Consider the following 14,368-nt stretch of genomic DNA (forward strand, 5'->3'; position numbering starts at 1 on the left):
CGAACAGTCCTCCCGCAATTGGGGATGGATCCGCAAACAGGGACGCGATGCGGACGAACTGCCGATCGTGATCGAGGCGTCGCGTCATTGGCGGCAGCTGGCCGAGGAATGCGGCGAAGACATCGGCTTGAAGCAGACCGGCGTGACTTACCTGGCAAGCTCCGACCGCGAAATGGCCCGCTTCGAAAAATTCATGACGATCGCTGCCGTCCATGAGATCGACACGCGCCTGCTGAACGCACGCGAAACCGCCGGTCTCATCAAAGGCATGTCGCGCAGTTTCAAGGGCGCGATGACAACGCCTTCCGACATGCGGGCGGAGCCTTGGCTGGCCGTGCCGGCACTCGCCCGGCTTGCCGCCCGCAGGGGCGTCAAGATTGTGGAGAATTGCGCGGCGCGAGCCCTGGAAATCTCGGCCGGGAGGATCAGCGGTGTGTGGACAGAGGCGGGTCACATCGAGACGTCGGGCGTTCTGCTCGCCAGCGGTGCGTGGTCTTCCCTGTTCCTGAGAAGACATGGCGTTTCCATTCCCCAGCTCAGTGTAAGGTCGACCGTCGCGGCAACCGAGCCGATGCCTGAAGTCTATGCAGGAGCCGCGGCAGGAGAGCATATTGCTTTCAGACGCCGTCAGGATGGCGGATACACGCTCGCTGCCGGAGGCAGTCATTTGCTCCACCTTGGCCCGGACGCATTCCGGCATGCGAGGAAATACCTTCCCGCGCTTATGACCAATCCTTTCGGCTCTCGCTATTCGCCGGCTGCGCCGGCGGGCTACCCGGATGGCTGGTCGACGCCGCGGCACTGGGGGCCGGATTCGCAAAGTCCTTTCGAAAGAATGCGGGTGCTAAATCCGGCTCCCGAACGTTCTGGTCTGCGTTCCATCGAGCGCAATTTCAGGCGCCTGTTCCCACAGCTCGACGCGGTGCGCCTAAAGGCAAGCTGGGCTGGCATGATCGACGCGATGCCGGATGTCGTTCCTATAGTGGACAAAGTGCAGGCGATAGCTGGCCTCGTTGTCGCAACCGGCATGAGCGGTCACGGCTTCGGTATCGGACCCGGAATCGGCCGCGTCGTCGCCGACATGATCCAGGGAAACCAGATCGGGCACGATCTCACCCGCTTTCGCCTGTCGCGCTTTTCTGACGGAAGCGCCATTCGGCCGGGCCCGGCCCTCTAGAGCAGTCACCGACCGGCCAGCCTGCAGTGAGCAGCAAAATTCTTCAGCTGCGCTTCGGCGCCCCTGTTCACTCGCCCAATATCACACCGGAGGCGACAATCTGCGCGGTTCGGGCGGTGAGCTTCTCGCGCTTTACAAGCGTGGGCTTTTTATAGGGGTTTTTCATCTCACCGTTCCGGGAAACCAGGCTGCCTGTGCTGGTCAAGACGGTGAACGCGCTGGCACTGCTTGCGTTCCGCAGGCGCGTTTGGCGGGTTGAGCCAGCCTTGGCCGGCCCCGGTCATCAAGCCATGGCACGTAATCGCAACGGCTTTACGTTTCCGAAAACCCAGGTCTTGAAAGCCTTGTCGGCTCGAACTGCTGCCCGGTCGCGCAGTTCCACGAGAAGGGCGGGACGGTTTGGTCGTCGCCAAGGGTTTACGGTCTGCACTCGCTCGGGAGGGTGAGCCCTCTAGTGTGGACGCGCTCGCTGCACCGGTGGCGCCGCATTTGCCGATATAAAGTCAGCTCCAGTGCCTTGCGATCCCCGCTTGTAGATGAGCCGCATGACCAGTCCGGCATATCCAATCTGGAGAATGATCATTGCAAGCATAGCGCAGCCGAGCGCCTTCCAGGCGGAGCCGGTTTGCAACCCGACCCAGATTGCGACGGTGAACGACGTCGCGAACATGCCCACCAGAAATTGCGGAAAATACATCGCCATTACCCTCGACCCTTAAAGCGCCGCCGCTCCATCGCGGAGCGGCGCGCCCCCCAAAATAGCCCCCCGGCTACCGAGGCACGGTCCACCCCGGCATTGCTGACAGTGCAATTGCGATGCCAGACACGGTGGCCCATTACGGGACACCTATGCCGTTGATGCAAGGCGTTGGCGCCGATTAATATTAACCGTGGCTAATATGCAACCCTGGGGGCCGTGAGAGACCAACTTCTGTGAGTTGTGGTCAGGCCGATGACCGGCTAGCGCCGCTGAAACGCCACGCGAGATTTGGCGGCTTCAACCCCGCGCCAGCAGCGCCTCGACCTCCTGGAGCGTCGGCATGGAAGGCGCGGTGCCCGGCCGGGTCACCGAAATGCCTGCGACGGTACAGGCGAAGCGCACCGCCTCCAGCGGCTCGACGCCCTTGGCAAGCGCCGCCGCCAGTCCGCCATTGAAGGCGTCGCCCGCCCCCGTGGTTTCGATTACAGGGCCGGCACTGACGGCGCCGACGTGATCGGATCGCTCCCTGGTGTGCAGCAGCGCGCCCTTCTCGCCAAGCGTCACGATGACGGCGCCGACGCCCTTTGCCAGCAGGCTGTCGGCGGCGCGGCGGGCATCATCGACCGAAGAGACGGCGATGCCGGTCAGCCCCTCGGCCTCGGACTCGTTGGGCGTGACGTAGTCGCAAAGCGCGTAGATGCTGTCCGGTAGGGTGGCGGCCGGCGCCGGGTTAAGAATGGTAGTCACCCCTGCCCCGCGCGCGATTTGCAAGGCTTTCAGCGCCGCGTCGATCGGCTGCTCGAGCTGGGTGACAAAGACGCCCGCCGAGCGGATCAGGTCGGCATGCGCCTCGATGTCGGCGGACGAGATCAGCATCGCAGCACCCGGGCTGACGATGATGGCGTTGTTGCCGCTGCCCTCCTCGACAAAGATGTAAGCCGCCCCGGTGTAGCTGTCAGGCGTGTCGATGACCGCGCTTTTGACGCCCGCATCCTTCCACGTCTGCTTGGCCATGTCGGCGAAGGCATCGATGCCGAGCCGGGTAAGAAAGGTGATGTCGGCGCCGAGTTTGCCGGCTGCGACCGCCTGGTTCGAGCCCTTGCCGCCGGGTCCGAGCTTGAACGAATTGCCGAGGATCGTCTCGCCCATGCGCGGCTGGCGGTCGGCGCGATAGGCGGTGTCGGCGACGAAGACACCCAGGATGACGACTGGCTTGCTGGCGGACATCTCCTTACTCCGCATCCGGCGGAATGACGCCCTTGCGGAAGGCAAAGCAGCCATAGAAGCGGCGCTCACCAGTCTGGATGACGCAATACGCCTTCTTCGCCCGCTCGTAGAAGGCGTAGCGCTCGATCGAGATCATCGGCCAGGGTTTGCCCTCGGCCGCGTCGATTTCCTGCTGCACCTCCTTCTGCACCGGCGGGATCTCGTTCGGCTTGCCGACGATCTCCATACGCGCGGCCGCGTCGTTGACGAAGCTGTCCAGCGGATAGAGCGACAGCACCGCCTTCACGACTCCAGCCGCCGGTGCATCGATGCGCAGCAGCTTGCCGAGCACCGTCTGCTTGGCGACGGAGTCGGATGGGAAATTGGTGTCGGCGATGATCAGGTCGTCGCCGTGCCCCATCGCCCGCAGTGCCTGGAGCACGTCGGCGTTGAGCAGCGGATTGATCCCTTTGAGCATGGTTTCCTCGATGTGTGTTTGCGGTCAGAGACGCTTGCCGGTCCCTGCGTCGAAGAGATGGACATGGTCGAGCCGCGGCCTGAGCTTCAGCGTATCGCCAGGCTTGAAGTCGTGACGCTCGCGGAACAGCGCCACCATCTCGCCCTCGCCGAAGCGCACGAACACCAGCGTTTCCGAGCCGGTCGGCTCGACCACCGAAATCGTGGACGCCACACCGTCGGGATGGATCTCCAGATGCTCGGGACGGACGCCATAGACGACGGCCTGGCCGTCCGCCGCGGCGATGCTGGCAGGCATCGGAAAGGCCGAGCCTGCTATGTCGACCTCGGACCTTTCACCCTTCTTCACCGTGCCCTTGAGCAGGTTCATCGCCGGCGAGCCGATGAAGCCCGCGACGAACAGGTTGGCCGGCCGGTCGAACAGTTGCAGCGGCGCGCCGATCTGCTCGATGCGGCCGTCGCGCATCACCACGATCTTGTCGGCCATGGTCATGGCCTCGATCTGGTCGTGTGTGACGTAGATGGTGGTGGTCTTCAGCCGCTGATGCAGTTCCTTGATCTCGGTGCGCATCTGCACGCGCAGCTTGGCATCGAGGTTTGAGAGCGGCTCGTCGAACAGAAACACCTGCGGGTTGCGCACGATCGCGCGGCCCATGGCGACGCGCTGGCGCTGGCCGCCGGAAAGCTGGCGCGGATAGCGCTTGAGATAGGGATTGAGGTCGAGGATGTCGGCCGCACGCTTCACCCGCTCGGCGACGATGGCCGGATCGGTGCCGCGCAGCTTCAGCGCGAAAGCCATGTTCTGCTCCACCGTCTTATGCGGATAGAGCGCGTAGTTCTGGAACACCATGGCGATGTCGCGCTTGGCCGGCGGCAGGTTGTTGACGATGCGGTCGCCGATCGAAATCGTTCCGCCGGAAACCGTTTCCAGCCCCGCCACCATTCGCAAAAGCGTGGACTTGCCGCAGCCCGAAGGGCCGACCAGGACGACGAATTGGCCGTCGGCGATGTCGACGCTGACCTCGTGTAGAACCTTGACGGTTCCGAAAGCCTTGGCCACATTGGCGATCGCGACTTGAGCCATTGTCTCCCCTATCTTTTTCGGTGAAGCTAGCCATTGCCAACGGCAAGGGCAAGTCGGTATCTTATAGATAAAAAGCCAATCTTGTTGACAAGGTAATCGATTACGCGAATAGTGACGAGTGCCAATCCGAATGCCGGTCCTTGTCCCGAAAATCGGATCTCCAGGCGACGCAGGGTGGGGTCCCACGCTGCCCTATGGTATAGGAGAACTGCAGACGTTTCGACGTCCGAGAGATTGGCAGAATCAATTCACGACTGAAGTTCTGGGAGGAACCTTGAGATGAGAGTCGATCTTTACGAAAAACTGGTGCGTGCCGGGGCGACCCGCCGCGATTTGCTGAAGGGCGCGGCCAGCATGGCGGCGCTCGCAGCGGCGTCCGGCACGGGGCTTGGCGCGCTGACCAGGCCGGCGGCTGCCGCCGACGACCTGCGCGCGAAAATCCTGCAGATACCCGGCGTCGGCAAAGGCCAGCCGACGGACGCCGACTTCCAGAAAGTCGGTGAGCTCTGCCTGGATGCGACCAAGGCCAACGTCAAGCAAGGCGAGTTCGCCGGTGTCGAGCTCACCTTCATGGGCCTCAACAACCAGAACCTGCACAACGTGCTGTTCCGCGGCTTCCTGAAGCCGTGGGAGGCCTATACCGGCGCCAAGATCAGCTGGATCGACCTCGCCCAGGCCGACTACAACGCCCGTCTGCAACAGTCGATCGCGACCAAAACCGTCGACTTCGACATCATCGAGATGGGTGCGCCCTTCGAGGGCGACGTCTGCGGCAAGGGCCTCACCTCGGAGATGCCCGACTGGGTCAAGAAGCAGATCGACATGGACGATCTCGTCAACTACCTCAAGCCGCCGGTCGGCACCTGGGACGGCAAGCAGTATCGCGTGACCATCGACGGCGATACGCACAACTTCAACTACCGCACCGACGTATTCTCCGATCCCGACCTCGCCAAGGCCTGGAAGGAGAGCGGCGCGACGACCGAATGGGGCGTGCCCAAGACTTGGCAGGAAGTGCAGGCCGTCACCAAGTTCCTCAAGGGCAAGCAGTTCAAGGGCCAGGACGTCTATGGCTATCTCGACGCGCCCAAGCCCTGGGGCGGCTTCGGTTTCTACTTCCTCGGCAGCCGCGCCTCTGCCTATGCCAAGCACCCCGACGACAAGGCCTGGCTGTTCGATCCGGATACGATGAAGCCGCGCATCAACAACCCGGCTTGGGTGCGGGCCATCCAGGACGTCATCGACGCCCTGCCCTCGGAGCCGCCGGATCAGATCAACGCCGATCCGAACACCACCGGCTTCCAGCAGTTCCTGGCCGGCACTGGCTCGATGATCCCGTGGTGGGGCGATATCGGCTCCAACGTCAAGACCAACGACTCCTCGGTCATCGGCGACGTCACCGGCTTCTCGATCCTGCCGGGCTCGGACGACGTCTACAATTCGAAGACCGGCAAGTGGGACAAGCTGGCCAGCGGCCCGAACTATGCGCCGAACTGCGCCTATCTCGGCTGGGGCGTCTATGTCATGGCCCGCGTCGACAGCGACGAGAAGAAGAAGAAGGCGGCGTGGTCGGCGGCGGCCCATCTCGGCGGCAAGGATCTGTCGCTGTGGTGCGCGGCCTATCCTTCCGGCTTCCAGCCCTACCGCAACTCCCATTTCAACATTCCGGAATGGGTGGCGGCCGGCTATGACGAGGCCTTCATCACCTCCTATCTGAAGTCGGAGGGCGACTCCTACAACCATCCGAACGCCGCGATCGAGCCGCGCATCCCCGGCATCTTCCAGTACTACAGCGCCGCCGAGGACATCCTGGCCAACACCTTCGCCGGCAAGATGAAGGCGCAGGAAGGTGCGGATGCCATCGCCGCCGCCTGGGAGAAGCTGACCGACCAGATCGGCCGCGAGAACCAAATCAAGCTCTACAAAGCCTCGCTCGGCATGTAGGCTGTCCCGTGAGAAGTCGCGGCCCGGCGACCTCGTCGCCGGGCCGCATGTTGACCGGCAATGGCCGGTCATTTGGACTTCCAGCAATTCCAGGAAAAGCGTGAAGCGGTTTTCCTCCGGAATTGCATCAAAGCAAGGTAGAGGCGAGAGGCGTGGCTGAGCAGACTTCAACCGCCAATGCATGGCCGGCTAACTCCGCAGCGGCCGATCTGATCCCTCCCGGCCGCAAGCGCCTCGGCTGGGCCCTGATGATCGCCGCGACGCTCGTGCTGCTGGCGACGATCGTCATGCAGATCCTTTACAAGACTGAGGTCGACACGATCGGCTTCTATACCTGGCGTCCGGTGGTCTACGCCTATGTGCTGTGGGGCGTGGCGCTCGGCGCCTGGCAAGTGCTGACGCGCGGCGAGGACGGCCAGCGCGCGCTGTTCCTGCTGCCGGCGCTGCTCTTCACCGTCGCCATGGTGATCTTCCCGACGCTGTTCGGCTTCTATATCGCGCTGACCGACTGGAACCTCAGCTCCTTCGCTGGCCGCAGGTTCAACGGTCTCGACAATTTCTGGCAGATGCTGGCCGACCCCTACTACCGCAACGCGCTCTTCAACATGGTCCTCTATGTGCTGGCGGTGCTGGTCGAATATGTCATCGCGTTCGGACTGGCGCTGCTGCTCAACGCGCAGATCCGCGCCAGAAAATTCTTCCGTGTGGTCTTCCTGCTGCCGCTCATGCTGTCGCCGGTGGCGGTCTCCTGGATGGTTGGCAAGTCGCTGATGGAATACCGGTTCGGACCGGCATCGACGCTGGCGCGCCATCTCGGCTGGGACAATCCCGCCTTCTTCTCCGACCCGATCATCGCGCGCATCTCGATCATGGTGCTCGACGCCTGGACCTTCATTCCGTTCATGATGATCATGCTGCTCGCCGGCCTGCAGGCCATGTCGCGTGAGGTGATCGAGGCGGCGCGCGTCGACGGCGCGACGACATGGCAGACCTTCTGGCAGGTTACCTTCCCGCTGATGCTGCCCGTGTCCGTGACGGCGGTGATCCTGCGCATCATCTTCAAGCTGAAGCTCGCCGACATCATCATTACGGTGACGTCCGGCGGGCCCGGCGGCGCGACCGATTCCGTTTCGAGCTTCATCTACCGCGAATATCGCGACCGTTCGAATGTCGGCTACGGCACCATGCTCGCCATGGTCTATCTGATCATCATCGTCGTGTTTGTCACCTGGCTGCTGAAGCTCGCCAGTCGCTTCGTGCGCAACGTCAACTGAGCGTCCATATGAGCGTCCAGACCACCGAATATACCGTTTCCGAAATCCGCTCCCCGGCGGCCTTCCTCGCCAGCCGCGTCTTCATCTATGGCGCCCTGGTGTTCTGGTCCTTCGTCTGCCTGTTCCCGATCTATTGGACGATCACCACTTCGTTCAAGTCGGCGGTCGATGTCACGCAGGGGCACCTCATCCCCTTCGTCGACTTCCAGCCAGACTGGAAGGGCTGGCGCTCACTCGGCCTGTCGCCGGATTCGATCGTCCAGACCTCGACGGTGCGCGACGAGTTCCTGAAACGCTTCATGAACTCGGTCATTACCTCTGTCGGCGCGTCGAGCCTCGCCATCATTATCGGCAGCCTGGCCGCCTATGGCCTGACGCGTTACCGCTACAAGTTCGCCTGGTTCAAGAACGAGGATATCTCCTTCTTCTTCCTCTCGCAGCTGATCCTGCCGCCCGTGGTGCTGGCGCTGCCCTTCCTGGTGCTTTACCGCGAAGTGGCCCTGCTCGACACCCGCATCGGCCTTGTGCTCCTCTACACGCTGATGGTGCTGCCGATCGTCATCTGGATCATGCGCGACCAGTTCAACTCCATTCCCGTCGAGCTCGAGGAGGCGGCACTCGTCGACGGCCTGTCGATCTGGGGCGCCTTCTTCCGCATTGTCATGCCGATCGCGCTCCCCGGCATGGTCGCCGCCTTCATCCTGGCGATGGTGCTCTGCTGGAACGAATATTTCTTCGCCGCCCTTCTGACGTCGACGGATGCCAAGACCATCCCCGTGATGGTGGCGAGCCAGACCGGCTCGCAAGGTATCAACTGGTGGTCGATGGCAGCCCTGGCGACGGCAGCCATCACGCCGCTGGCGATCATCGGCATCGCGCTCGAACGCTATCTGATCATGGGCATGACGGCCGGTTCGGTGAAGTAGGCGCCGTGCCCTTCCCCCTTCTTGTGGGGAGAAGTTGAGCTAGACCCGCAATATCGCCCGCAAATGCTCGAGGATCATCGCCACACCCTTCCGGCCCAGCTCGGCCGACGCATCCGATGCGCCTTTTGTGTACCAGCCGGTATTGTCCGCGAAATGACCGGCATCCACCGCTTCGGGACATAGCGCCTGCATCAGCGATGTCTCGCCGATGCCGGCATGGTCGAACGGATATTTGCCGGTCATTGTGGCCGGCATCAGCGGGTGCACCTGCACCCAGTTGAAGACGTTCTCGCCCTGGGCATGGCCGGCATAGTAATCGACCATCGTGTCCGAGCCCCACCAGCCCTCGCCGCGTTCCTTCTCCAGGAAGCGGAAAATTGCCTGCCGGCCGGCGGTCTTGAAGGCGAGATCGGTCGGCATGCCGGCAACGAAATTCTCGGTCTGGTGATGGATGATGGCGTGGATGTTGCGGAAGCCGATGCGCAGCAGGCCGTAGAACAATTCCTCCGCAAAGGGCGCCAGCACCGGACCGCCGACCTGCACCGAGCCGCTGCCTTCCGGCGGCGCCACGGCATAACTCGCCGCGCCATAATAGAAGGGCGGCAGGATGACGATGTCCCGCTCCTTCTCGATAAGCTCGAGCGTCTTGATGACGGCCAGCGTGTCCATGCCGACCGCCATGTGCTCGCCATGGTATTCGAGCACGCCGAGCGGCAGCGCGACCGGCCAGTTCTCCTCGATCGCCTTGCGGATCTGGTGCGGCAGCATCAGTTCGTAGCGCATGCCCCTACTCCATGTTGGTGTGCCGGGCGCGCATCGTCTCCGGCGTTGCGCCGGTGAGCGCCTCGAGTTTCAGCACCATCACCTCGAACAACAGGAAAAGCGCTGCCTCGAACAGCGAGCCCATCGGCAGCACCGAGCTTCTGGCGGCGCCTTGGTCGCTCGCCATGGTCTGGGCCGGAACGAGCAGCGTGAAGTCCGAAAGCTTTGCCGCGCTGCCCGCCGGTTCGGCCGTGAGCAACACCACCTTGGTGCCGGCCGCCCTGGCCACGCGCATCAAGGTGAGAACGGTCGCGGTCTCGCCCGGTCCGGAACTCGCCAGGAATACATCGCCCTGGCCGAGTGGCGGCGTGGTCATATCGCCGACCACCGAAACCGGCAGGCCGAGATGGAAGAGCCGCATTGCGAAACCCTTGACCTGCAGCGCTTCGCGGCCGCAGCCATAGACGACGATCTTGCCAGCGCCGGCGAGCATTGCGCAGGCGGCGTCAACCCGACCGTCATCGATGCGCCCCAACACGGCGCCGAGCTCGCCCAGCGCTGTCGCAAACAACTCCGATCCGGCTTGCGTCATGGCTGCCTAATCCTGTCTGCCGATGTCTTGATAGGCATGCGGCTTTGCGGTCGCGTTCGGCGCGAAACGCTTGTTTTCGTTCATGCTATCACCGCGAAAATTCGTGTCCAACGAGCCTCGGCGCTTTTGCTGTGCCACCGGCGTGATAGTGTCATGTCAGACAAATCAATCCAGGACATCGTGCGGATATGAAGACACGGCATTTCGACCGCATCGGCAATGGCGGCATCACCTTCACCGAGCTTGGTTTCGGCACCGCGCCGCTCGGCAATCTCTACCGCGCCGTCTCGGACGAGGATGCCAATGCCACGCTGGAGGCGGCATGGAAAACCGGCTGCCGCTATTTCGACACCGCTCCGCTCTATGGCCTTGGCCTTTCCGAAACCCGGCTCAACCCCTTCCTGCGCGGCAAGAAACGCGACGACTATGTGCTGTCGAGCAAGGTCGGCCGCCTCATGCGCGTCTCTGCGCCCGACCAGCGAACCGGCATCGGCAAGTTCTTCGAGACGCCCTCGCGCCGGGAAGTTTACGATTACAGTTACGACGGCGTGATGCGTTCCTTCGAGGCCTCGCTGGAGCGTCTCGGCGTCGACCGCATCGACATCCTTTATGTGCACGATGTCGACATCTTCACCCATGGCAGCAAGGAGGCTTCCGACCGGCGCATCGAGGAGTTCATGTCTTCGGGCTATTACGCGCTGCTCGCGCTGCGTGACCAGGGCGTGATCAAGGCCTTCGGAGGCGGTATCAACGAGTGGCAGGTTTGCCAGACGCTCGCCGAGCGCGGCGATTTCGACCTCTTTCTGCTCGCCGGCCGCTACACGCTGCTCGAGCAGGATGCGCTTGCGAGCTTCCTGCCGCTCTGCGAGAAGCGCGGCATCGGCATCGTTCTTGGCGGGCCCTACAATTCCGGCATCCTGGCGACAGGGCCGAAGCCCGGCGCCTTCTACAACTACACAGAGGCGCCAAAAGACGTGCTCGATCGCGTGGCACGCATCGAGGCGGTCTGCAAGCGCCATGGCGTGCGTCTGATCGAGGCGGCGTTGCAGTTCCCGCTGCGGCACCCTTCCGTCATGTCGGTAATACCCGGCGGCCAACGGCCGGCCGAAGTCGAAAGCAACCGTGCGCTGCTCGACGTCAAGATCCCGGCAGCCTTGTGGGCGGATCTCAAGCAAGAAGGCCTGATGCGCGCCGACGCGCCTACCGGCTGATGCCACACATGTGCCCCTGCCGCGGGTCACAAAAAGGAAGAGCCGGGCAAGCCCGGCTCATCTGATCTTAAAAAGAAAAGGTCTTAGTTGACCGCGTCCTTGAGGCCCTTGCCGGCCGAGAACTTCGGCACGGTGCGCGCCGGAATCTTCACTTCCGCGCCGGTCTGCGGGTTGCGGCCGGTCGAAGCAGCACGTTTTGACACGGTGAAATTTCCGAAGCCGACAAGCCGGACATCGCCGCCCTTCTTCAGTTCGCCAGTGATCACAGAGAACACCGCATCGACGGCGGACTGCGCATCAGCCTTCGAAATGCTTGCGGAGTCGGCGACGGCGGACACCAGTTCGTTCTTGTTCATAAAAATTCCCTTCCATGAGAAAACCGGAACTACGACTCATCCGGCAGGAAACGGACTTTAGAAAGAAGCGTTCCGGAACCCAAGCCGAAAACCGCAGAATTCCGGGCTTTTTTCCACTTTTTCGGAGATTTTTCACATGAAAAAGCCGGGCTGAAAGCCCGGCTCTCTCTTTGTGCATTGCAACCTTAGAAGAAACTAATGCGCAAGCGACTTGCCGGCGTCGTCGCCGGCGTCCGCGCCGGCCGGCGGATTGACCGGCTCGACCCATTCGATCGGCTCCGGCATCCTGACCAGCGCGTGCCTCAGCACCTCGCCGACCCGCGACACCGGAATGATCTCCATGTTGTTCTTCACGTTGTCCGGGATCTCCGCCAGGTCCTTGGCATTGTCTTCCGGGATCAGCACCTTCTTGATGCCGCCGCGCAGCGCGGCAAGCAGCTTCTCCTTCAGGCCGCCGATCGGCAGCACCCTGCCCCGCAGCGTCACCTCGCCGGTCATTGCCACATCGGCGCGGACCGGAATACCCGTGAGCACGGACACGATCGCCGTCACCATCGCCACACCCGCCGACGGGCCGTCCTTGGGGGTCGCGCCCTCCGGCACGTGGACGTGGATGTCGCGCTTGTCGAACAGCGGCGGCTCGATGCCGAAATCGATGGCCCGCGAGCGGACGTAAGAGGCCGCTGCAGAGATCGATTCCTTCATCACGTCGCGCAGGTTGCCGGTCACCGTCATGCGTCCCTTGCCGGGCATCATGACGCCCTCGACCGTCAGCAGCTCGCCGCCGACTTCCGTCCAGGCAAGACCCGTGACGACGCCGACCTGATCGTCGGCCTCGACCTGACCGAAGCGGAAGCGCGGCACGCCGAGATAATCGGCGAGGTTATCGGCCGTGATCTTCACCGTCTTCTTCTTCGTCTTCAGGATCTCGGTCACCGCCTTGCGCCCGAGCTTCATCAGCTCGCGCTCGAGGCTTCTGACGCCCGCTTCACGGGTGTAGGTCTGGATGATGCCGCGGATCGCGTCCTCGCCGACCGAGAACTCGTTCGGCTGCAGCGCGTGATCGCGGATCACCTTCGGCATCAGGTGCCGCTTGGCGATCTCGATCTTCTCGTCCTCGGTGTAGCCGGCGATGCGGATGATCTCCATGCGGTCCATCAGGGGCGCAGGGATGTTCAGCGTGTTCGCCGTCGTCACGAACATCACGCTCGACAGGTCGTATTCGACTTCGAGGTAATGGTCCATGAACGTCGAGTTCTGCTCCGGATCGAGCACCTCGAGCAGGGCTGACGACGGATCGCCGCGGAAGTCCTGGCCCATCTTGTCGATTTCGTCGAGCAGGAAGAGGGGGTTGGACTTCTTGGCCTTCTTCATCGACTGGATGACCTTGCCGGGCATCGAGCCGATATAGGTCCGCCTGTGACCGCGGATCTCGGCCTCGTCGCGCACGCCGCCGAGCGCCATTCGGATGAACTCACGCCCCGTGGCCTTGGCAATCGACTTGCCGAGCGAGGTTTTGCCGACGCCGGGCGGGCCGACGAGGCACAGGATCGGACCCTTGATCTTCTTCTGACGGCTCTGCACGGCGAGATACTCGACGATGCGCTCCTTGACCTTGTCGAGGCCGAAGTGATCGGCGTCGAGCACGTCCTGGGCGTAGCCGAGATCCTGCTTGACCTTGGAGTTCTTGCCCCACGGGATCGACAGCAGCCAGTCGAGATAGTTGCGCACGACCGTCGATTCAGCCGACATCGGCGACATCGACCGCAGCTTCTTCAACTCGGCTTCCGCCTTCTCGCGGGCTTCCTTGGAAAGCTTGGTCTTCTTGATGCGCGCCTCGATCTCGGCAGCCTCGTCGCGGCCGTCCTCGCCCTCGCCGAGCTCCTTCTGGATCGCCTTCATCTGCTCGTTGAGGTAGTACTCGCGCTGCGTCTTCTCCATCTGGCGCTTGACTCTGCTGCGGATGCGCTTCTCCACTTGCAGCACGGAAATCTCGGCTTCCATGAAGCCCATCGCCTTCTCGAGACGCTCCTTGACGGAGAGCGTGGCGAGCATCTCCTGCTTCTCGGGGATCTTGATGGCCAGGTGCGAGGCAACGGTGTCGGCGAGCTTGGAATAGTCGTCGATCTGACTGGCGGCACCTACCACTTCGGGCGAAATCTTCTTGTTCAGCTTGACGTAGTTTTCGAAGTCGGTGACGACCGAGCGGGCCAGCGCCTCGATTTCGACCTCTTCCTCCTCCGGCTCGACCAACGCGGTCGCGCGGGCCTCGTGGAAGTCGGCACGTTCGGTGAACGAGACGATCTTGGCGCGCGAGGCGCCCTCGACCAGCACCTTCACAGTGCCATCGGGAAGCTTCAGGAGCTGCAGCACATTGGCGAGCGTGCCGATGTCGAAAATCGCATCGGGTTCAGGATCATCGTCGGCTGCGTTCATCTGGGTGGCAAGCAGGATCTGCTTTTCCTGACCCATCACTTCTTCCAGCGCCTTGATCGACTTTTCACGCCCGACAAAGAGCGGGACGATCATGTGCGGGAACACGACGATGTCGCGCAGTGGGAGGACTGCAAACACGCCGTCGCCGGAAGCCCTGGATATTTTGGCCATTGTCCAACCTTTCATGTCGCGGCCGCTAATTGAGCCAACCGCGAATCTTATA

General features: G+C 62.7%; 13 protein-coding genes. 5 read left to right on the forward strand and 8 right to left on the reverse strand.

Annotation, left to right across the window (positions count from 1 at the left end; genetic code table 11):
* Positions 1-1,177, forward strand: a 1,177-nt coding sequence (locus tag EOA79_RS10675; protein ID WP_164893844.1) for an FAD-binding oxidoreductase, incomplete at its 5' end; no start/stop codon positions are given.
* 451 nt (positions 1,178-1,628) lie between these two features.
* Here EOA79_RS10675 and EOA79_RS10680 read toward each other — a convergent pair.
* The 4 genes from EOA79_RS10680 to ugpC all read right to left on the reverse strand — a co-directional run bounded on the left by EOA79_RS10680 (position 1,629) and on the right by ugpC (position 4,644).
* On the reverse strand, positions 1,629-1,880 hold the full coding sequence (locus EOA79_RS10680; RefSeq protein WP_245322422.1) for a hypothetical protein: 252 nt from the start codon (positions 1,878-1,880) through the stop codon (positions 1,629-1,631).
* A gap of 294 nt (positions 1,881-2,174) precedes the next feature.
* On the reverse strand, positions 2,175-3,104 hold the full coding sequence (gene rbsK / locus EOA79_RS10685; RefSeq protein ID WP_095825239.1) for a ribokinase: 930 nt from the start codon (positions 3,102-3,104) through the stop codon (positions 2,175-2,177).
* A 4-nt stretch (positions 3,105-3,108) separates the two neighbouring features.
* Positions 3,109-3,561, reverse strand: coding sequence for an RbsD/FucU family protein (locus tag EOA79_RS10690; RefSeq protein ID WP_095825238.1), 453 nt, complete (start codon positions 3,559-3,561; stop codon positions 3,109-3,111).
* Between the two features lie 24 nt (positions 3,562-3,585).
* Positions 3,586-4,644: a sn-glycerol-3-phosphate ABC transporter ATP-binding protein UgpC gene (gene ugpC / locus EOA79_RS10695; protein ID WP_067328236.1), complete on the reverse strand. Its 1,059-nt coding sequence runs from the start codon at positions 4,642-4,644 to the stop codon at positions 3,586-3,588.
* 279 nt (positions 4,645-4,923) lie between these two features.
* Here ugpC and EOA79_RS10700 point away from each other — a divergent pair, with 279 nt between their 5' ends.
* The 3 genes from EOA79_RS10700 (at position 4,924) to EOA79_RS10710 (ending at position 8,788) form a co-directional block, all read left to right on the forward strand.
* Positions 4,924-6,588: a sugar ABC transporter substrate-binding protein gene (locus EOA79_RS10700; protein WP_095829953.1), complete on the forward strand. Its 1,665-nt coding sequence runs from the start codon at positions 4,924-4,926 to the stop codon at positions 6,586-6,588.
* 152 nt (positions 6,589-6,740) lie between these two features.
* Complete coding sequence (locus EOA79_RS10705) at positions 6,741-7,862, forward strand: sugar ABC transporter permease (RefSeq protein WP_095802242.1); 1,122 nt, start codon at positions 6,741-6,743, stop codon at positions 7,860-7,862.
* Between the two features lie 8 nt (positions 7,863-7,870).
* Positions 7,871-8,788 (forward strand): carbohydrate ABC transporter permease, encoded by a 918-nt coding sequence (locus EOA79_RS10710; protein WP_067328232.1) that lies wholly within the window; start codon positions 7,871-7,873, stop codon positions 8,786-8,788.
* 39 nt (positions 8,789-8,827) lie between these two features.
* Here the strand turns inward: EOA79_RS10710 and EOA79_RS10715 are convergent, their stop codons facing one another.
* Complete coding sequence (locus EOA79_RS10715) at positions 8,828-9,571, reverse strand: creatininase family protein (protein ID WP_067328230.1); 744 nt, start codon at positions 9,569-9,571, stop codon at positions 8,828-8,830.
* 4 nt (positions 9,572-9,575) lie between these two features.
* On the reverse strand, positions 9,576-10,142 hold the full coding sequence (locus EOA79_RS10720; protein ID WP_067328228.1) for an SIS domain-containing protein: 567 nt from the start codon (positions 10,140-10,142) through the stop codon (positions 9,576-9,578).
* Positions 10,143-10,330: 188 nt separating this feature from the next.
* Between EOA79_RS10720 and EOA79_RS10725 the strand changes: the two genes are divergently transcribed.
* Positions 10,331-11,353, forward strand: a complete 1,023-nt coding sequence (locus tag EOA79_RS10725) for an aldo/keto reductase (protein ID WP_095802240.1) — start codon at positions 10,331-10,333, stop codon at positions 11,351-11,353.
* 83 nt (positions 11,354-11,436) lie between these two features.
* Here EOA79_RS10725 and hupB read toward each other — a convergent pair whose 3' ends face one another.
* Both hupB and lon read right to left on the reverse strand, forming a co-directional pair.
* Positions 11,437-11,709, reverse strand: a complete 273-nt coding sequence (gene hupB, locus EOA79_RS10730; RefSeq protein ID WP_027166452.1) for a DNA-binding protein HupB — start codon at positions 11,707-11,709, stop codon at positions 11,437-11,439.
* 195 nt (positions 11,710-11,904) lie between these two features.
* On the reverse strand, positions 11,905-14,316 hold the full coding sequence (gene lon, locus EOA79_RS10735; protein ID WP_067328448.1) for an endopeptidase La: 2,412 nt from the start codon (positions 14,314-14,316) through the stop codon (positions 11,905-11,907).
* Between the last annotated feature and the right edge of the window lie 52 nt (positions 14,317-14,368).

This window comes from Mesorhizobium sp. M1A.F.Ca.IN.020.03.2.1, from assembly GCF_004023205.1.
In the GTDB taxonomy this organism is placed as follows: domain Bacteria; phylum Pseudomonadota; class Alphaproteobacteria; order Rhizobiales; family Rhizobiaceae; genus Mesorhizobium.

What these genes read in the sequence shown, in the direction of transcription:
- EOA79_RS10680 (WP_245322422.1), bottom strand. Translation starts at nt 1,880, where the DNA reads ATGGCGATGTATTTTCCGCAATTTCTGGTGGGCATGTTCGCGACGTCG.
- rbsK (WP_095825239.1), bottom strand. Translation starts at nt 3,104, where the DNA reads ATGTCCGCCAGCAAGCCAGTCGTCATCCTGGGTGTCTTCGTCGCCGAC.
- EOA79_RS10690 (WP_095825238.1), bottom strand. Translation starts at nt 3,561, where the DNA reads ATGCTCAAAGGGATCAATCCGCTGCTCAACGCCGACGTGCTCCAGGCA.
- ugpC (WP_067328236.1), bottom strand. Translation starts at nt 4,644, where the DNA reads ATGGCTCAAGTCGCGATCGCCAATGTGGCCAAGGCTTTCGGAACCGTC.
- EOA79_RS10700 (WP_095829953.1), top strand. Translation starts at nt 4,924, where the DNA reads ATGAGAGTCGATCTTTACGAAAAACTGGTGCGTGCCGGGGCGACCCGC.
- EOA79_RS10710 (WP_067328232.1), top strand. Translation starts at nt 7,871, where the DNA reads ATGAGCGTCCAGACCACCGAATATACCGTTTCCGAAATCCGCTCCCCG.
- EOA79_RS10715 (WP_067328230.1), bottom strand. Translation starts at nt 9,571, where the DNA reads ATGCGCTACGAACTGATGCTGCCGCACCAGATCCGCAAGGCGATCGAG.
- EOA79_RS10720 (WP_067328228.1), bottom strand. Translation starts at nt 10,142, where the DNA reads ATGACGCAAGCCGGATCGGAGTTGTTTGCGACAGCGCTGGGCGAGCTC.
- EOA79_RS10725 (WP_095802240.1), top strand. Translation starts at nt 10,331, where the DNA reads ATGAAGACACGGCATTTCGACCGCATCGGCAATGGCGGCATCACCTTC.
- hupB (WP_027166452.1), bottom strand. Translation starts at nt 11,709, where the DNA reads ATGAACAAGAACGAACTGGTGTCCGCCGTCGCCGACTCCGCAAGCATT.
- lon (WP_067328448.1), bottom strand. Translation starts at nt 14,316, where the DNA reads ATGGCCAAAATATCCAGGGCTTCCGGCGACGGCGTGTTTGCAGTCCTC.